The following is an 18,155-nucleotide window of genomic DNA, read 5'->3' as shown; positions in this document are numbered from 1 at the left end:
CCACCCTTTTATTTTAGCGCCCGGCCGTCGCCGTCAACTGGGCGCTGGCGAGAGCATGGCTGTGTAACAGATACCCCACCAGCGCCCCGCTGGCATCGGCGTTCACCGGCAGCGTGGGGATATCCAGCGCCCACACCGTAAAACGGTAGCGATGCGGTTTATCTCCCGCCGGCGGGCAGGCGCCGCCGAAGCCGGCATAGCCAAAATCGTTGCGGCCCTGTACCGCCCCGCCCGGCAGTGTAGCGCTGTTTTTATCTCCCGCGCCAGCGGGCAGAGAAGAGACGCTGCTGGCAATATTGACTAACGTCCAGTGCCACCAGCCGCTGCCGGTAGGCGCATCAGGATCCCGGACGGTGACCGCGAAGCTGCGCGTGCCTGCCGGGGCGTTTTTCCATGCCAGCTGTGGAGAGACATTGCCTCCTGTGCAGCCGAAACCGGTAAACCAGTGTTTCTGGGCCAGCGGCTGCCCGTCACGCATATCATTGCTGCTCACGCTAAACGGCGCAGCCATCGCGCCACTGCTCACTGCCGCAACCATCGCCACAACTATCCGCATACCTGTTTTCATCGTCTTCTCCTCCTGGGGGTGTGAAGACAGAGTATGAAACGCCACGCAAGGTGAATGTGCTGAAGCGCCTGCATTTTGTGCCGAAACGCTCAACCGCGCCTGGCGGGGGAAAGATGCTTGTATGCGCCAGGTGTGCTAATCTACGCGCCATTTTTCGGTGCCGACATTCCCGTTGCTTAAAGGTAGCTCCATGACAGATTCCCTATTCCCCCGCTTAGTGTTAGCCAAAGGACGCGAGAAATCCCTGCTGCGTCGCCATCCGTGGATTTTCTCCGGCGGCGTCGCCCGCATGGAAGGTAAAGCCCGCAGCGGTGAAACCATCGATATCGTTGACCATCAGGGAAAATGGCTGGCCCGCGGCGCTTACTCGCCGTCGTCGCAGATCCGCGCCCGCGTGTGGACCTTCGATCGCAACGAAGCCATTGATAACGCCTTCTTTGAACGCCGCCTGCAGCAGGCGCAAACCTGGCGTGCCTGGCTGGCCGAGCGCGATGGCCTCGACAGCTACCGTCTGATCGCCGGCGAGTCCGATGGGCTGCCGGGCGTGACAATCGACCGCTTTGGCAACTTTTTCGTGCTGCAGCTCCTCAGCGCAGGCGCCGAATACCAGCGCGCCGCCATCATCAGCGCCCTGCAGAGCCTGTTCCCGGACTGCGCCATTTACGATCGCAGCGATGTCGCGGTGCGTAAAAAAGAGGGGCTGGAGCTGGCCCAGGGGCCGGTAGTGGGCGAACTGCCGCCAGCGCTGCTGCCGATCGCTGAGCACGGCATGAAGCTGTTGGTCGATATCCAGGGCGGGCACAAAACCGGCTACTACCTCGACCAGCGCGACAGTCGCCTGGCGACCCGTCGCTATGTGGCGGATAAACGGGTGCTGAACTGCTTCTCTTATACCGGCGGCTTTGCGGTGTCGGCGCTGATGGGCGGCTGCCGCAAGGTCACCAGCGTGGATACCTCGCAGGAGGCGCTCGACGTTGCGCGCCAGAACGTGGAGCTCAACGGACTGGATCTGTCCAAAGCGGAGTTTGTGCGCGACGACGTGTTCAAACTGCTGCGTAAATACCGCGATCAAGGGGAGAAATTCGACGTCATCGTGATGGATCCGCCGAAATTCGTAGAAAATAAAAGCCAGTTGATGGGCGCCTGCCGTGGCTATAAAGACATCAATATGCTGGCGATCCAGCTGCTGAACCCCGGCGGCGTGCTGCTGACCTTCTCCTGCTCCGGCCTGATGACCACCGATTTATTTCAGAAAATCATCGCGGATTCCGCAATTGATGCCGGACGTGATGTACAATTTATAGAACAGTTCCGTCAGGCTGCCGACCATCCGGTGATCGCAACCTATCCGGAAGGGCTGTATCTGAAGGGGTTTGCCTGTCGCGTCATGTAACTTGAAAAACGAAACATGAGCCTCATATAGGGAGTATTCATGTTTCCCAGGAGGTGCCTATGATAGCCAGCAAATTCGGTATCGGCCAACAGGTCCGCCATACGCTCTTGGGCTACCTGGGCGTCATCGTCGATGTCGATCCCGAGTACTCGCTCGCGGAACCGGAAGAGGATGAAATTGCCGCCAATGACGAACTGCGCGCGGCCCCCTGGTACCATGTAGTGATGGAAGATGATGATGGCCAACCCATCCATACCTATCTGGCAGAAGCGCAGCTGAGCAGCGAACCCCGCGACGAACATCCGGAGCAGCCGTCCCTCGACGAGCTGGCCAAAACAATTCGTCAGCAGTTGCAGGCGCCGCGCCTTCGCAATTAAACAAAACCCCGCCAGGCGGGGTTTTTTGTTATTTTGCTAATCCCAGTCGCGGTAGCTCAATGGCCGGACAACGATCCATCACCACGTTTAACCCGGCTTCTCGGGCCAGCACCGCGGCCTGTTCATTGATCACCCCCAGCTGCAGCCACAGCGTTTTCGCGCCGATAGCAATCGCCTCCTGCGCCACGCCCCATGCCGCTTCTGAATTACGGAAGACATCAACCATGTCGACCTTTTCCGGAACATCGGCAAGCGTTCCATAGCCCTGCTGCCCCAACAGCGTCTTGCCTGCCACCTTCGGCGAAACCGGGATAACGTGATACCCCTGATCCAGCAGATACTTCATGACCCGGTAGCTCGGACGGTCAGGTTTGTCGCTGGCGCCGACCAGCGCAATCGTCCGTGTCGAGGTCAGGATATCGGCAATATCGTTCTCTTTCATGGTTTCCTCCTGCTATTTCACCTAAGTGTATGCTAATCCGCAGCAGGGGGCCATCCAGGCTAACCCGCAGATTCAGCAAAATTTTCATCCCTGATGCTTGCAGCGACAGCCACATTCAGTAATCTGTCAGCAGGTCAAAATGCGGAATGAAAATATGGAACTGACAACACGTACCCTGCCTGCGCAAAAACATATCGCGCTGGTGGCTCACGATCACTGTAAAGATATGCTGATGAAATGGGTTGCTCGCCATCAGGCGCTGCTGGCGCAACATGTTTTGTACGCCACCGGCACTACCGGCAACCTGGTCTCCCGGGCTACCGGGCTGGAGGTCAATGCCATGCTGAGCGGCCCGATGGGCGGCGACCAGCAGGTGGGTGCCCTCATTTCAGAAGGGAAAATCGACGTGCTGATCTTCTTCTGGGATCCGCTGAACGCCGTTCCCCACGACCCGGATGTCAAAGCCTTGCTGCGTCTGGCCACGGTCTGGAACATTCCGGTCGCCACTAACGTCTCCACCGCCGACTTTATTATCCAGTCGCCGCACTTCGCTCAACCGCTCGATATTCTGATCCCGGATTATCCGCGATATCTTGCCGAGCGCCTGAAATAATCGAACCGCGATCACGGCTTTCTGGCCACAGGCACATCCAGCGCCTGCAGGATCTCGACAAACGGCGACGGTTGCGCCTTGTTAAATAACAGCCACACCCGGTGACGGGCACGGGTTATGGCCACGTACAGCAGTCGACGTTCCTCCGCATCCGGAAAATCTTCCGGTTGCGGGAGGAGCGCCTCCTCTATGATCGACTCGCGCGCTGGAGCCGGAAACGCATCCACTCCCTCCTGCAGTCCCAGCACAATGACATAGTCGGCCTGCTGACCTTTGCTGGCGTGAATAGTCATAAAATCAAGCTGGAGGTGCGGCCAGCGCGTCGCCGCTTTATCAAGCGCCTCGGGCTTCAGATGATGGTAGCGGGCAAGCAGAAGGATCCGCTGCTCGGGCTTAACGTAACCGCTCAATTTATCCAGAAGATCGTCCAGCTTATCGTCGGTTAACAGAGTGACGGCCTTTTTATCTCCCGCGGTCAGGCTGTTCAGCGGTTTGCTTAACTGATGCGGATTCTGCTGGATAAAACCATTGGCTATTTCGCCGATACGCCCGTTAAAGCGATAGGTGGTATCCAGCGCACAGCAGTCCCCTTCGCCAAAGTAGTGGTTGAACGCGGTGGTCAGGGAGAGCTGCGCCCCGCTGAACCGGTAAATCGCCTGCCAGTCATCGCCAACGGCAAAGAGCGTGGTTTGGCTATTTTGCCGGCGTAACGCGGCCAGCAGCGAGGCTCGCTGCGGCGAAATATCCTGAAATTCATCCACCAGAATGTGTTTCCACGGGCTAACAAAGCGGCCTTTATCGAGAATATTGACCGCCTGATGGATCAGACCGGAAAAATCGACCGCATTCTCCGCCTTCAGCGCCGCCTTCCACTCTTTCAGCAGGGGCGACATCAGCTTCACCCGTTTACTGAACAGATCGCGTACCGCATCCGGCGCGCCAGCGATCATCTCTGCCTGGGAGCCGCCGTGCATGCGCATCAGGCTGACCCAGCGGTCAAGCCGGCTGGCCATCCGCCGCTGCACCTTTTTATCCTGCCAGAAATCCCCCTCCGGCAGCTGCCAGCCCATCTCCTCTTCCAGCCACAGGCGCCAGCCTTTCGCCTGCGCTTTTTTCTCCTGGCACTGCTTTTGCCAGCTTTTCAGCAGCAATGCGTGGCGGGCCGCAGTATCGCTTTCCAGCTTACTGATGGTGGGCACTTTTTTGCTGCCCTGCTGGATAATATGCAGCGCCAGCGAGTGGAAGGTGCGGGCGGTAATATCGTCTGATGCCAGACGCTCGCGAATCCGCTCATCCATCTCCTGCGCCGCCTGGCGGCCGAATGCCAGCAGCAGAATTTGCTCTGCCGCCGCTTCTCCCCGCGCCAGCAGCCAGCCCGCTCGAGCCACCAGCACCGAGGTTTTACCACTGCCCGCTCCCGCCAGCACCAGCAGGGAGTGCTCGCCGTTCACCACCGCTCGCGCCTGCGACGGATTGAGCGGGGAGGATTCCACGCCGTCAAAAAAGCCGCGATACTGTTCCAGCATCGCCTCGGTAAAGGCCTGGTTATGGGCCTGACGCGCCGCTTCAACATCCCCTAACCAGCGCTGACATTCCCGCCACAGCTCCCGGCAGTTATCAAAGGCGTCAAGCCGGCTGGTGGGCATCGGCAGCCCGGTTAACGCATGGCGAATATTATCCTGAACATCCGCCACCTGCTGACGCGTCAGCCACTTACCTTCTGCCCGGGTGCGTTCGATGGCTGTCAGCTGCTGCTTCAGCACCCCGGCGGCGATACCGCTCATTTCCGTGCTCCACTGCTGCCAGAGCGTGTGTAAATGGTGATAAAAGCGCTGCGTTTCGCTCCATTCGGTACCGTGCAAACGCACGACTTTATCGTCCGGCAGCACAAACTCCAGTTCGCCCCAGACCAGACCGCGCTTACAATGCACTGACAATAACTGATTGAAAGGGATAAGATACTCATGACGATCGCCGGAAACCTTTACCCCGGCATTCAGTAACTGCACCCTGTCATAAGGATGCTGAGCCATGCGTTTGCCCAATGTTGTCGCTTTAAGTTCCATATAATGTCGATTTTCAATCAGGGTGGATTGTTTTTCAGTTTAACCGCCCCGGACCAGGTGCTCCAGCGCAAAAAAACGTTACAATTGTCAGGTCTTATTATCCACAGGGCAAAACCGAGGCTTTATGCGTACCATTCTGAATATTTTGAACTTTATCCTTGGCGGTTTCGCCACCACTTTAGGCTGGCTGCTCGCCACTCTGGTCAGCATTATGCTGATCGTCACGCTGCCGCTGACTCGTTCCTGCTGGGAAATCACTCGCCTTTCGTTATTTCCCTATGGTAACGAGGCGATTCATGTTGATGAGCTCGAGCCAGGTCGCCAAAACAGCCTGCTGAACGCCGGCGGCACCATCCTGAACATTCTGTGGTTCATTTTTTTCGGCTGGTGGTTGTGCCTGATGCATATTTTCAGCGGCATCGCCCAATGCCTGACTATCATTGGCATCCCGGTGGGGATCGCTAATTTTAAAATCGCCGCCATCGCCCTCTGGCCGGTGGGTCGCCGGGTCGTCTCTGTGGAAACCGCGCGCGCCGCACGCGAAGCCAATGCGCGTCGTCGCTTTCAGTAACCGAATGGAACACGGACATGATTAGCCCCCTGCTACGCCGCTACACCTGGAACAGCGCCTGGCTTTATAACGTACGCATTTTTATTGCGCTCTGCGGCACGACGTTGTTTCCCTGGTGGATCGGCGAAGTCAAACTGACCATCCCCCTCACCCTCGGCGTCGTGGCCGCGGCGCTGACCGACCTTGATGACCGTCTGGCGGGCCGCCTGCGCAACCTCGCTATTACTCTGGTTTGCTTTTTTATCGCCTCCGCCTCCGTGGAGCTGCTGTTTCCGTGGCCGCCGCTGTTTGCCCTTGGTCTGACCGTGTCTACCATCGGCTTTATTTTGCTTGGCGGCCTCGGACAGCGCTATGCGACCATTGCCTTCGGCGCCCTGCTTATCGCCATCTACACCATGCTCGGCGTCACGCTGTACGATCACTGGTATCTGCAGCCGTTGTTCCTGCTGGCGGGAGCCGTGTGGTACAACCTGCTGACGTTGTCCGGCCATCTGATTTTTCCAATTCGTCCACTGCAGGACAACCTGGCGCGTAGCTATGAGCAACTGGCCCGCTATCTGGAGCTCAAATCCCGGCTGTTTGATCCAGACCTTGAGGATGAGAGCCAGGCGCCGCTGTACGATCTGGCCCTCGCCAACGGCCAACTGGTGGCGACCCTTAACCAAACCAAGGTCTCACTGTTGACCCGACTACGAGGCGACCGGGGACAGCGTGGTACTCGTCGTACGCTGCAGTATTACTTTGTGGCCCAGGATATTCATGAACGCGCCAGCTCATCGCATATTCAGTACCAGACCATGCGTGACCAGTTCCGCTACAGCGATGTGATGTTCCGTTTCCAGCGCATGCTTTCGATGCAGGCGCAGGCCTGCCAGAAACTCTCGCGGGCGATTCTGCTGCGCGAACCCTATCAGCATGATGCCCACTTCGAACGGGCGTTTATGCATCTCGATGCGGCACTTGAGCGCGTACGCGCCAGCGGCGCATCCGATGAGCAGCTCAACGCCCTTGGCTATTTACTCAATAACCTGCGCGCCATTGATGCTCAGCTGGCCACGATTGAATCGGTGCAAACCACCGCGCCCGCCGGGAGTAATACAGAGACGCTGCTGGCCGACGACAGGCTCGGCGGACTGAACGATATCTGGCTGCGCCTGCAGCGCAATATGTCGCCAGAGTCAGCCCTCTTTCGCCACGCGGTGCGTATGTCGCTGGTGCTCTGCGCCGGCTATGCCTTTATCCAGTTTACCGGGCTTCAGCACGGCTACTGGATCCTGCTGACCAGTTTGTTCGTCTGTCAGCCGAACTATAACGCCACCCGCCATCGCCTGGCGTTGCGGATCATCGGCACGCTGGTCGGGGTGGCGATCGGCCTGCCGGTCCTCCTGCTGGTACCGTCGGTTGAAGGGCAGCTGCTGCTGATCGTCCTCACCGGCGTGCTGTTCTTCGCCTTTCGTAACGTGCAGTACGCCCATGCCACCATGTTTATTACGCTGCTGGTGCTGCTGTGCTTTAACCTGCTTGGCGAAGGTTTTGAAGTCGCGCTGCCGCGCATCATTGATACGCTGATCGGCTGCGCCATCGCCTGGGCGGCGGTCAGCTTCATCTGGCCGGACTGGAAATTCCGCAACCTGCCGCGGGCGCTGGACCAGGCGCTAAACGCGAACTGCCGTTATCTGGATGCCATCCTGGAGCAGTACCACCAGGGCCGCGACAACCGGCTGGCCTACCGTGTCGCACGCCGTGACGCCTACAACCGCGATGCTGAGCTGGCTTCCGTCGTCTCGAACTTGTCGACGGAACCACGGGCGGATGCCGCCCAGCGCGAGACCGCCTTTCGCCTGCTGTGTCTCAATCATACCTTCACCAGCTACATTTCCGCTCTCGGCGCGCATCGGGAAAAACTGTCCACGCCGGACATCCTCGCCCTGCTCGATGATGCGGTCTGCTATGTGGATGATGCCCTGCATCATACCCCAGCGGATGAACAGCGGGTGCAGAAGGCGTTGACCAGCCTGCAAAGCCGGATCCACCATCTGGAGCCTCGCGCGGACAGTAAAGAGCCCCTGGTGTTACAGCAGATTGGCCTGCTGCTGGCGCTGTTGCCTGAAATCTGCCGCCTGCAGCAGCGGGTACACGCTCAAACGGAATAACCGTTGTCCATTAGCGCGCAGACGCCCATTCCAGAAGCTCCTGACGCCGTGGCGTCGGGAGCGCGGCGGCATGAACGCCAACGATAGCCCCCTCCAGCGCCAGCAAGACGTTGTGCGAAAGGGAAGCATTGTTCTCGCGCAGCTTTAGCCAGGCCTGGCGGGCACCCACCTCCCGTAGTGCTAACACATCTGGAATGCCCGAGTGAATCAGCTGCAATTCCATATGAAAGCTGATATTGGGTAAATCCTTCAGGCGTCCCGACGACCGGCGGCGATATTTTTCACGCTGGGCGCTCTGCCACGACATCAGCGACAAGCGGAATAGCTGTTTCTCATCGCGCCACAAGGCATCGTCGATTTGATAATACTTTAGCGGCACGATGCGCCCGTGTCGGCGCAGCATCAATAAAGGATTATGGTGTTCTACCCGATAGGCAGCGCTCTGCTCGCAGGCCTTTAGATAAATATTCCCCTCTGCCACCATCGCAAACACGGTATCTTCGATAGCAAGGCTGTAGCCGCCAAACAGGGGGCGAGAGTGAAGTTGACCCAGCGGAGAGACGCAGGCCTGAAATTGCGGGAGCCGCGGACATACGAGTTTTCTCATGATCATTCCTTTGTGAATCATGTAATTAAACTTAAGTTGTTAACGGATCCGCTAAGGGAAAACATAAGGGACTTCCCTGACAGCAGCAAGATGATTTTTGCCTGCTTTTCCACCAGAATGCGGTTTTGCGAGACGCTTTCAGAAAATTGCAGCTGTTGCTGCAACTGGTAGACAGGAGAAAAAGGATTAGCCGGTGTTAAGGATGGTGTTGCGAGTAGCCGCAAACCTGTACCGTCAGGATGGCTGAAAGCGATTAAATTTCCACCAGCAAAATGACAAATTGCGGTTGATCTTTTCCCCTGGCGGATATACTGTATATGCATACAGTAACTACAGGCGGGATAGACTATGTTTACTTCAGCTCATGCAAACCGTTCAGCACAGGCCTCTGCTCCGGCAGCCCACTACGCTCATCGTTCTGGCGAACAGGCCGCCAATGGGCTGATCAGTGAAATTGTCTATCGTGAAGATCAACCCATGATGACACAGTTGTTGTTGCTACCTTTATTACAGCAGTTGGGTCAACAGTCTCGCTGGCAGCTGTGGCTTACGCCGCAACAAAAGCTTAGCCGCGAGTGGGTTCAGTCCGCCGGTCTGCCGCTGTCTAAGGTCATGCAAATTAGCCAGCTCTCCCCCAGTCACACTTTAGACTCGATGATCCGCGCCCTGCGTACCGGTAACTATAGCGTGGTTATCTGCTGGCTTGCGGAGGAGTTAACCGCTGACGAACATGAGCGTCTGGTGCATGCAGCCCAGGAAGGCTGCGCGATGGGATTCATCATGCGCCCGGTCCGAAATCAGGGCACGCTCGGCAGACAACTCAGCGGGCTAAAAATTCACTCAAATTTGTATCATTGAGTGAAATTAGGATTATTCCTGGAATTTTTTTTACCGGTAGTAATGGCACAGCGTTTTTTAAGGTCTTTTTCGCGGAATGCCTGCCACACGGGCATTCGTGCCTTTTTTTCGTGTACGAAAATCAACCATATTTGTTAAATATTGTGTACACAACCCTTTTTTTTCATATGCCTGACAGAGTTCACACTTGTAAGTTTCGAACTAAGTTGTAGACTTTACATCGCCAGGGGTGATCGGCTTACGCTGCATGTATCAGCATAGTTAACAACAAGTCACGCCCCCGGTGAAGGATTTAACCGTGAGGTCTTTTGTAACTTCATGGCGAATTTTGGATGATAATGAGGCGCAAAAAATGAAAAAGACAGCTATCGCGATTGCAGTGGCACTGGCTGGCTTCGCTACCGTAGCGCAGGCCGCTCCGAAAGATAACACCTGGTATGCAGGTGGTAAACTGGGTTGGTCCCAGTATCACGACACCGGTTTCTACGGTAACGGTTTCCAGGGCAACAATGGTCCGACCCGTAACGATCAGCTCGGTGCTGGTGCGTTCGGTGGTTACCAGGTTAACCCGTACCTCGGTTTCGAAATGGGTTACGACTGGCTGGGCCGTATGGCATATAAAGGCAGCGTTGACAACGGTGCTTTCAAAGCTCAGGGCGTTCAGCTGACCGCTAAACTGGGTTACCCGATCACTGACGATCTGGACATCTACACCCGTCTGGGCGGCATGGTTTGGCGCGCTGACTCCAAAGGCAACTACGCTTCTACCGGCGTTTCCCGTAGCGAACACGACACTGGCGTTTCCCCAGTATTTGCTGGCGGCGTAGAGTGGGCTGTTACTCGTGACATCGCTACCCGTCTGGAATACCAGTGGGTTAACAACATCGGCGACGCGGGCACTGTGGGTACCCGTCCTGATAACGGCATGCTGAGCCTGGGCGTTTCCTACCGTTTCGGTCAGGAAGATGCTGCTCCGGTTGTAGCTCCGGCTCCGGCTCCGGCTCCGGAAGTGGCTACCAAGCACTTCACCCTGAAGTCTGACGTACTGTTCAACTTCAACAAAGCAACCCTGAAACCGGAAGGTCAGCAGGCTCTGGATCAGCTGTACACCCAGCTGAGCAACATGGATCCGAAAGACGGTTCCGCTGTTGTTCTGGGCTACACCGACCGCATCGGTTCCGAAGCTTACAACCAGCAGCTGTCTGAGAAACGTGCTCAGTCCGTTGTTGACTACCTGGTTGCTAAAGGCATCCCGGCTGGCAAAATCTCCGCTCGCGGCATGGGTGAATCCAACCCGGTTACTGGCAACACCTGTGACAACGTGAAAGCTCGCGCTGCCCTGATCGACTGCCTGGCTCCGGATCGTCGTGTAGAGATCGAAGTTAAAGGCTACAAAGAAGTTGTAACTCAGCCTGCGGCTTAAGTTATAACTGATGAAAAAACCCGCTTCGGCGGGTTTTTTTATGTCTTCTCGCTCGCTTTAGCGGCTAAAGACTGAAGGCCGTTAGAGGCGGATGGTAGCCTGTGTGGCGCGACCTGCGCCTTAGTCACCACTGAACGGGCAGCCTGCTACTCCTTACCTAACAGTACCTGCAGATCGTGCTTCAGGCTCGACATTTTGCTGGCATACTTCTCTTTATGCTCAGCATCCTCAATCAGCTGGACGATGGTTTCGGACAAGGTTTTCCCACGCCTCTGCGCCAGACCGGCAAGGCGCTGCCAGACGACAAACTCAAGGTCGATCGACTTCTTACGCGTATGCTGATGCTCGGCGTTAAAATGGCGTTTCCGTCGCGCACGGATGGTCTGTTTCATGCGGTTCATCAGCGCCGGATTCATATGCTGCTCAATCCAGGCATGCACCAGCACAGGTTCATTCTCGAGCGTCAGCAAGTCATCTACCGCAGCTTGCGCAGCGCTGGCCTCAATGTAGCGGGTAATCAGCTCACCTTCCCGGTGCTTCTTTACCAGATATTTCCATTTCCAGCCGCTTTCAAGATTTTCCAGTTGTTGATATTTCATTGCGATCTCAATGTGACCGTGTAACTCATTTCAGGATATCAGTTTTTTCCTGATGTGCTGAATATAAATCATTATTCGTGATGTGGATGGCCGGGTAATCATCGGGGTAGCCATAATCCTCCGTGTGCTCAGACGCGGCATCAGGTATAATTGCGCGCTTTACATCTAACTAAAAAACAGCGACTTTGACCATTACGAAACTGACCCGAACCGACCTTGCGCCTGATCTGGAACCTTACCAGGCGCTGTTTGCTCAAGCTGAACTCTCTCATCCGGCCCCCTCCCTCTCGGGCGATCTGCAGCCGCGGTTGTTCTATGCGCTTGAGCAGCTGCTGTACACCCCGGCAGTCTCCTCCTTCATGTTGGTGAAAGCCCCTGAGGAGCCGGAATATCTGCAATGGCTGGCGGCTGAAACTCGCACGCTGCACGAGCCTGCCGCACCGCTTCACGGAGTTCGCTATGAGGTTAACGGCGCTCACGTGACGCTCACGCCGGCGCAACGCGCTGAAGATAATTTTGCCAGTACCGCTCCGGTCGTGGCGGCCGATTGGCTGGAGGCGGAACAGCTGTTTGGCTGCGTACGCCAGTTTAATGGTGAAATCACACTCCAGCCTGGCCTGGTCCATCAGGCCAACGGCGGCGTGCTGGTGCTCTCACTACGCGCATTACTGGCGCAACCGCTGCTGTGGATGCGCCTGAAAAATATGGTGACCCGTCAGCGCTTTGACTGGCTCTCCATTGATGAATCACGGCCGCTGCCGGTCAGCATCCCTTCCATGCCGCTGAGCCTGAAAGTCATGCTGGTGGGCGAACGCGAATCGCTGGCCGATTTCCAGGAAATGGAGCCAGAGCTCTCTGCCCAGGCTATCTATAGCGAGTATGAAGACACCCTGCAGTTTGCGGACGCCGATACGCTGAAGGCCTGGTGCCAGTGGGTATGGCAGAATGCGCAGCAGCTGGAGCTACCGGGCCCGGCGAGCGATGCCTGGCCACTGCTGATCGATGAAGGGACGCGCTACACCGGCGACCAGGAGACTCTGCCGCTCAGCCCGCTATGGATAGCCCGCCAGCTGCGTGAGTCTGCCGCCTTCTGCGAAGGCGAAGAGATTACCGGCGAAGCGATGCAGACGATGCTGGCGCGCCGGGAGTGGCGTGAAGGCTACCTGGCGGAGCGTATGCAGGATGAAATCCTGCAGGAACAGATCCTGATTGAAACCGAAGGCGAATGCGTCGGGCAGATCAACGCCCTCTCAGTCATTGAATTCCCCGGTCATCCACGCGCCTTCGGCGAACCTTCGCGCATCAGCTGCGTCGTGCACATTGGCGACGGCGAGTTTATCGATGTCGAACGCAAAGCCGAGCTGGGCGGCAACATCCATGCGAAAGGCATGATGATCATGCAGGCTTTTCTGATGTCCGAGCTGGAGCTGGAGCAACAACTCCCCTTCTCCGCTTCGCTGACCTTTGAACAGTCCTACAGTGAAGTGGATGGCGACAGCGCCTCCATGGCGGAACTCTGCGCCTTAATCAGCGCGCTGGCCAACGTGCCGATTAATCAGAGCATCGCGATCACCGGCTCCGTCGACCAGTTTGGTCGTGTGCAGCCGGTCGGCGGACTGAATGAAAAAATTGAAGGTTTCTTCACAATCTGTCAGCAGCGCGGTCTCACCGGAAAACAGGGCGTGATTATCCCTGCCGCCAACGTTCGCCATCTTAGTCTGACCCACGAGCTGCGTCAGGCCGTTGCCGACAATCAGTTTGCTATCTGGGCAATAGACGATATTACCGAAGCGCTGCCGATGTTGACCCAGCTGATGTGGGACGGTGAAGGACAGACGCTGCGACAAACCATTCAGGAGCGGATAGCGCAGGCGACCCAGCAGGAGACTCGCCATCGTTTTCCGTGGCCGCTACGCTGGTTAGGTGGGACAAGTTCTAACTGATCGGACTTGTTCAGCTTACACGTGTTAGCTATCCTGCGTCCCGAACTTAAAATAAGGCTTACTGAAAACATGGTAGATAAACGCGAATCCTATACAAAAGAAGATCTTCTTGCCTCTGGTCGTGGTGAACTGTTCGGCGCGAAAGGCCCGCAGTTGCCGGCGCCAAACATGCTGATGATGGACCGCGTCATCAAAATGACCGAAACCGGTGGTAACTACGACAAAGGTTATGTTGAGGCCGAACTCGACATCAACCCGGACCTGTGGTTCTTCGGTTGCCACTTTATCGGCGATCCGGTGATGCCGGGCTGCCTGGGCCTGGATGCCATGTGGCAGCTGGTAGGTTTCTATCTCGGCTGGCTCGGCGGCGAAGGCAAAGGCCGTGCGCTGGGCGTTGGCGAAGTGAAATTCACGGGCCAGGTTCTGCCGACCGCGAAAAAAGTGACCTACCGCATCCACTTCAAGCGCATCGTTAACCGTCGTCTGATTATGGGCCTTGCCGATGGAGAAGTGCTGGTTGACGATCGTCTGATCTACACCGCAAGCGATCTGAAAGTGGGTCTGTTCCAGGATACTTCCGCTTTCTGATAACGTTCAGCAGCGATTAAAAGGCGAAGCCCCCGCTATGCGGAGGCTTCTTTTTTAAAGAGACAGTGTCAGGCCGTTAGTACCCTGTCCTCCATGGCTTCTCGCCAGCCTCCCAGCCACCATGAGCGTTGATTCAAGCTCTGGTATGGACACATTTCTTTCGATCTTCCTGCGATACCCGCCTGATATCCGCGTTGATGTGCCCGTTCCAGGCGATCTCGTTTTTGTCTCTTCATGCCTCGTTTCCCTCATTCTTTGATCTGGTGGAAAAGAAAACAGTGGTCGCAAATTGTGCAGCCACGGGTTACGAATACCGCGAAATGAAGGCGACGTCAATGCGCAAAATTCACGCCATTGTCATATTTGTGACCTATATAAGAGTTCATTTTTTGCTCACCTGGCACACCGGCCGGTAACGAACTGACCTGACAAAAAAAAGCCGCGCGGCTCAGATGAACCGCGCGGCAGATCAGCGTGATGAATTTTACTTATGGCAGACGGTTAAGCTCGCTGGCAATGGCTGCCGCCTCCTGGCTCCACGCCTGCGCCAGAGTCTTGACCATCGCATCATATCCATCCTGATCCTGCTTAAGCACGATGTTAAACGGGCGTTTGATCAGCTGCCCCTGATGCTTTAGCAGCCACTCACCGCTGACGATAACCCGCCCGTCGTAGCGTCCGTGAAAGCCGTTAACCGCGACGTTGAGCGTATCCTGTTCGCTACCCAGCGGCTGGGATGACACTACCCAGCCCGGCAGCTGTTGGCTCAGGTTCGCCACCAGCGTAGTGCGCAGCTGCTGGTCCAGCGGGCTGGCCCACAGATTATTATTGGCGATCACATACTGTACGTCGGTGGTCTGGTAGACCACCCCGTTACCCGCCAGATAATCCGGGATGCTGACCTGCTCAACCCACAGCAGACGTGCCCCCTGGCTGGCGGCGCGCTGTGCGCCGCCCTGCGCCACCGGCAGCTGGTAATACGTTTTGCTTTCGCCGCCGCTACTGCATGCCGTCAGCACGCATACGGTTGCCGCGAGTAACCATTTTTTCATTATTTCGCTCCCTTCGGCTGTGGGTCTTTTTTATCCTTCGCCTCAAATACCAGCGCATTGCTCTTATCATTGAGCGTTTTCAGGACCGGCTGCAGCTCGCGCAGCACCTGATCCAGACGCTGCATATCGGCCACCATCTTATTGTAGGCCGCGGAGCCCGGCTGGAAGCCCTGCATGCTGCGGTTCAGCTCGCGCAGCGTCGTCTGCATATCGGCAGGCAACTGCTGCATCGACTGGCTGGAGGTGATCTTATTCAGACTATCCAGCGTGGTCTGCACGTGCTGCATGGTCTTCTCGCTCTGCGCCAGGGTGCTCGTCGCCTGCTCCAGCAACGGATTGAGCGGCAGGTTATTAATCTTATCCAGCGCATCCATCAGACGCTGCTGGATCTGCGCCAGACCACCGCTGATGGTCGGGATAATCGGATAGCCGTTAAACTCCTGCATTTTCCCGCGCGGCGGCGCCTTCGGATAGAAGTCGAGATCGATATACAGCGCGCCGGTCACCAGATTGCCGGTTTTCAGCGAGCCGCGCAGTCCGCGGTTGATCAGATCGTCAATGTGGGCGCGAATATTCGGATCGCCGCCCAGCTGGTTAACCAGACGTTGCGGTTCAACCCGCACTTCCACCGGAATGCGATAGTCGTCGTTCAAACGCTGCTTCAGACCGGGAATGAAGAATGGCACTTTGCCGACGGTTCCCAGACGGATGCCGCGGAACTCCACCGGCGCGCCGGGCTGCAGGCCGCGAACTGAGTCTTTGAAGAACATCACATAGTCAATATGTTCGGTAAAGACCGAATCCTGGATGCTCTTCTGATCGTCAAACAGATGGTATTCCGTTTTATTCGCCACCGGCTCGCCGAGATCCAGTCCTTCCGGAATATCGAAGCTCACGCCGCCGCCAAACAGCGTCGACAGCGAGCCCATCTCGACGCGCATCCCCGCCGAGGTCAAATCGACAGCGATCCCACTGTCCTTCCAGAAGCGGACATTGGTGGTCACCAGGCGGTCATTGGGCGCATTGATGAACAACTGATAAGTGATACGACGTTTCTGGGTGTCGAAGGTGCTGGTTTCCACCGACCCCACGCGATAGCCGCGGAACAGCACCGGATCGCCAGGCGACAGCTGGCCCGCCTTGCTGCTCTCCAGCAGAATACGGATCCCCTTGGCGTCCGGCGAGGCCAGCGGCGGAGAATCAAGCAGCGGATACTGCTCCGGCACCGTACCTTTCGACCCCGGCTGCAGTTCAATATAGGCCCCGGACAATAATGTTCCCAGGCCACTGATCCCCTCGCGCCCTACCTGCGGTTTCACCACCCAGAAGACGGAATCGTTGTGCAGTAATTTCTGCATCCCGGAATTGAGGTGGGCTTTGATTTCCACGTGGGTTAAATCGTCGGTCAGCGTGGCGCTCTCCACCACCCCAACGTCCACGCTACGGCTCTTGATACGGGTTTTTCCCCCTTCAATCCCCTCCGCATTCGTGGTGATCAGCGTGACCTCAGGTCCCTGATGGCTGTAATGATAAAACAGGATCCACGCCCCGATCAGCGCAGTGACGATAGGGAAGATCCACACCGGTGACCAGTTCTTCACCTTCTGCACTTTCGCTTCTCCGCTCTTATTTTCCATGTTGTTGTCTTTCCTCATGGCTTGAATCTGGCTCACGATCCCACAGTAAACGGGGATCAAACGTCATGGCTGAAAACATGGTCATCACCACCACCAGCGCAAACATAACCGCGCCGATGGCGGGATAGATATTCATCAACCCTCCCATGCGCACCAGCGCAGAGAGTACGGCGATGACAAAAACATCAATCATTGACCAGCGGCCAACAAATTCCACCACTTCATAGATCAGATGCATGCGTTCCGAATCGCGCGCACCGTTGCCATTGGCATTCCAGCACAGCCAGGCGATAGCGATCATCTTTAGCGTCGGCACCATAATACTGGCGATAAAAATCACCAGCGCCACCGGATAAGACCCCTCGCTCCACAGTAAAATTACCCCGGCCATGATGGTTGACGGCATTTTATCGCCCAGCAGATCGGTGATCATGATCGGCATAATATTGGCGGGGAGATAGAGGATAAATGAGGTCACCAGCAGGGCCAGCGTCCACTGCAGGCTGTTTTTACGCCGCGCCGTTCCTTTACTATGACAGCGCGGGCAGACCGTCTGGTCGACCGGTAACACCGCCGTGCAGCAGGCGCAGGAGCGCAGCCCCTGGCGGATGCCGGCCACTCCGACCTTCAGCGGTTGGCTAATGGCTGGCATGGGGGCAATATCATCCCACAGCCAGCGGCGGTCGACGCACTGGAAAGTGCGTAACTGCAGCAGACAAAACATGCACCACGGAACAAAGCTCAGACCGATACCGATATCGCCATAGGCCATCAGCTTAACGAAGCTCACCAGCACGCCGGCAAGAAAGATCTCCGCCATTCCCCACGTCTTCAGGTGAAACAGAATTCGCGCCAGAAACGCTTTCAGGCCAGCGGGCATCCTGACCCGATTGACCAACAGCAGAATGGTGACCAGGCAAAAGGCCGGTACCAGTTGCACAAAGAGTAAAAAGAAGGTGCCGAGGCTGGCGTAATCCTCGGTAAATAACACATTGGGAATTTCCAACAGCTCTATTTCGCTGCTGATCCCGCCCACTTTCATATAGATAAATGGAAACAGGTTGGCCAACAGCAGCATAAACAGCGCGACCAACGCGTAAGCCGTGGGACGCTGGCGAGGCGCGTCCCACGTGGTAGTTAACGTTGTACCGCAGCGCGGACAAGCGGCTTTCTGGCGATGCTCCAGCTGCGGCAAAGCCACCAGCAAATCACATTGGGGACATAAAATATGTCGCGCAGCATGATGATGATCGCACATGACAACT

At 56.6% G+C, this 18,155-nt stretch carries 19 protein-coding genes; 9 read left to right on the top strand and 10 right to left on the bottom strand.

Features of this window, described 5'->3' with window-relative positions; genetic code table 11:
- Positions 1-13 precede the first annotated feature (13 nt).
- Positions 14-568 carry a YbhB/YbcL family Raf kinase inhibitor-like protein gene (locus ABLX76_RS21905; protein ID WP_032455288.1) on the bottom strand — a complete coding sequence of 185 codons (555 nt, stop codon included), beginning with the start codon at positions 566-568 and terminating at the stop codon, positions 14-16.
- A 190-nt stretch (positions 569-758) separates the two neighbouring features.
- On the opposite strand from ABLX76_RS21905, the gene rlmI reads away from it, so the two are divergent.
- Together rlmI and hspQ are read left to right on the top strand one after the other, a co-directional pair.
- Positions 759-1,961, top strand: coding sequence for a 23S rRNA (cytosine(1962)-C(5))-methyltransferase RlmI (rlmI, locus tag ABLX76_RS21900; protein ID WP_348875289.1), 1,203 nt, complete (start codon positions 759-761; stop codon positions 1,959-1,961).
- A gap of 59 nt (positions 1,962-2,020) precedes the next feature.
- Positions 2,021-2,338 carry a heat shock protein HspQ gene (hspQ, locus tag ABLX76_RS21895; RefSeq protein WP_023289058.1) on the top strand — a complete coding sequence of 106 codons (318 nt, stop codon included), beginning with the start codon at positions 2,021-2,023 and terminating at the stop codon, positions 2,336-2,338.
- A 28-nt stretch (positions 2,339-2,366) separates the two neighbouring features.
- Here the strand turns inward: hspQ and ABLX76_RS21890 are convergent, their stop codons facing one another.
- Positions 2,367-2,780: a CoA-binding protein gene (locus tag ABLX76_RS21890; protein WP_004201441.1), complete on the bottom strand. Its 414-nt coding sequence runs from the start codon at positions 2,778-2,780 to the stop codon at positions 2,367-2,369.
- 154 nt (positions 2,781-2,934) lie between these two features.
- Between ABLX76_RS21890 and mgsA the strand changes: the two genes are divergently transcribed.
- The gene (mgsA, locus tag ABLX76_RS21885) at positions 2,935-3,393 is read left to right on the top strand and encodes a methylglyoxal synthase (RefSeq protein WP_004201439.1); all 459 of its coding nucleotides are present in this window, start codon (positions 2,935-2,937) and stop codon (positions 3,391-3,393) included.
- A gap of 11 nt (positions 3,394-3,404) precedes the next feature.
- Here mgsA and helD read toward each other — a convergent pair whose 3' ends face one another.
- Positions 3,405-5,459 (bottom strand): DNA helicase IV, encoded by a 2,055-nt coding sequence (gene helD, locus ABLX76_RS21880; protein ID WP_348875288.1) that lies wholly within the window; start codon positions 5,457-5,459, stop codon positions 3,405-3,407.
- A gap of 124 nt (positions 5,460-5,583) precedes the next feature.
- Here helD and ABLX76_RS21875 point away from each other — a divergent pair, with 124 nt between their 5' ends.
- Positions 5,584-6,030, top strand: a complete 447-nt coding sequence (locus ABLX76_RS21875; RefSeq protein WP_004201437.1) for a YccF domain-containing protein — start codon at positions 5,584-5,586, stop codon at positions 6,028-6,030.
- 17 nt (positions 6,031-6,047) lie between these two features.
- A complete protein-coding gene (yccS, locus tag ABLX76_RS21870) occupies positions 6,048-8,183 on the top strand; it encodes a YccS family putative transporter (RefSeq protein ID WP_348875287.1) in 2,136 nt (711 codons plus the stop codon).
- 10 nt (positions 8,184-8,193) lie between these two features.
- On the opposite strand, the gene ABLX76_RS21865 is transcribed toward yccS, so the two are convergent.
- Positions 8,194-8,790 carry a TfoX/Sxy family DNA transformation protein gene (locus ABLX76_RS21865; RefSeq protein WP_023289053.1) on the bottom strand — a complete coding sequence of 199 codons (597 nt, stop codon included), beginning with the start codon at positions 8,788-8,790 and terminating at the stop codon, positions 8,194-8,196.
- 17 nt (positions 8,791-8,807) lie between these two features.
- The gene (locus tag ABLX76_RS21860) at positions 8,808-9,113 is read right to left on the bottom strand and encodes a hypothetical protein (protein ID WP_170927824.1); all 306 of its coding nucleotides are present in this window, start codon (positions 9,111-9,113) and stop codon (positions 8,808-8,810) included.
- A 25-nt stretch (positions 9,114-9,138) separates the two neighbouring features.
- On the opposite strand from ABLX76_RS21860, the gene sulA reads away from it, so the two are divergent.
- Both sulA and ompA read left to right on the top strand, forming a co-directional pair.
- Positions 9,139-9,648 carry an SOS-induced cell division inhibitor SulA gene (sulA, locus tag ABLX76_RS21855; RefSeq protein WP_023289052.1) on the top strand — a complete coding sequence of 170 codons (510 nt, stop codon included), beginning with the start codon at positions 9,139-9,141 and terminating at the stop codon, positions 9,646-9,648.
- A 352-nt stretch (positions 9,649-10,000) separates the two neighbouring features.
- Entirely contained in the window at positions 10,001-11,071 is a 1,071-nt protein-coding gene (gene ompA / locus ABLX76_RS21850; protein WP_044521956.1) for a porin OmpA, read from the top strand.
- A 146-nt stretch (positions 11,072-11,217) separates the two neighbouring features.
- Here the strand turns inward: ompA and matP are convergent, their stop codons facing one another.
- A complete protein-coding gene (matP, locus tag ABLX76_RS21845; protein ID WP_002898404.1) occupies positions 11,218-11,670 on the bottom strand; it encodes a macrodomain Ter protein MatP in 453 nt (150 codons plus the stop codon).
- A 185-nt stretch (positions 11,671-11,855) separates the two neighbouring features.
- Between matP and ABLX76_RS21840 the strand changes: the two genes are divergently transcribed.
- On the top strand, positions 11,856-13,613 hold the full coding sequence (locus ABLX76_RS21840; protein WP_023289050.1) for a Lon protease family protein: 1,758 nt from the start codon (positions 11,856-11,858) through the stop codon (positions 13,611-13,613).
- Positions 13,614-13,682: 69 nt separating this feature from the next.
- Positions 13,683-14,201, top strand: a complete 519-nt coding sequence (gene fabA / locus ABLX76_RS21835) for a bifunctional 3-hydroxydecanoyl-ACP dehydratase/trans-2-decenoyl-ACP isomerase (RefSeq protein ID WP_004201428.1) — start codon at positions 13,683-13,685, stop codon at positions 14,199-14,201.
- A gap of 68 nt (positions 14,202-14,269) precedes the next feature.
- On the opposite strand, the gene rmf is transcribed toward fabA, so the two are convergent.
- From rmf to pqiA, 4 genes are all read right to left on the bottom strand, one after another.
- Positions 14,270-14,437: a ribosome modulation factor gene (gene rmf, locus ABLX76_RS21830; RefSeq protein ID WP_002898396.1), complete on the bottom strand. Its 168-nt coding sequence runs from the start codon at positions 14,435-14,437 to the stop codon at positions 14,270-14,272.
- Positions 14,438-14,689: 252 nt separating this feature from the next.
- Positions 14,690-15,253 carry a membrane integrity-associated transporter subunit PqiC gene (pqiC, locus tag ABLX76_RS21825; RefSeq protein ID WP_032455285.1) on the bottom strand — a complete coding sequence of 188 codons (564 nt, stop codon included), beginning with the start codon at positions 15,251-15,253 and terminating at the stop codon, positions 14,690-14,692.
- Positions 15,253-16,890, bottom strand: coding sequence for an intermembrane transport protein PqiB (gene pqiB, locus ABLX76_RS21820; protein WP_348875285.1), 1,638 nt, complete (start codon positions 16,888-16,890; stop codon positions 15,253-15,255). The genes pqiC and pqiB overlap by 1 nt, the downstream gene beginning before the upstream one ends.
- Positions 16,880-18,148 (bottom strand): membrane integrity-associated transporter subunit PqiA, encoded by a 1,269-nt coding sequence (pqiA, locus tag ABLX76_RS21815; protein WP_023289047.1) that lies wholly within the window; start codon positions 18,146-18,148, stop codon positions 16,880-16,882. Before pqiA ends, pqiB begins: the two co-directional genes overlap by 11 nt.
- Between the last annotated feature and the right edge of the window lie 7 nt (positions 18,149-18,155).

The organism is Klebsiella sp. JB_Kp004 (assembly GCF_040065795.1).
In the GTDB taxonomy this organism is placed as follows: Bacteria; Pseudomonadota; Gammaproteobacteria; order Enterobacterales; family Enterobacteriaceae; genus Klebsiella; species Klebsiella quasipneumoniae.
This window is presented reverse-complemented; position numbering and strand designations above follow the sequence as displayed.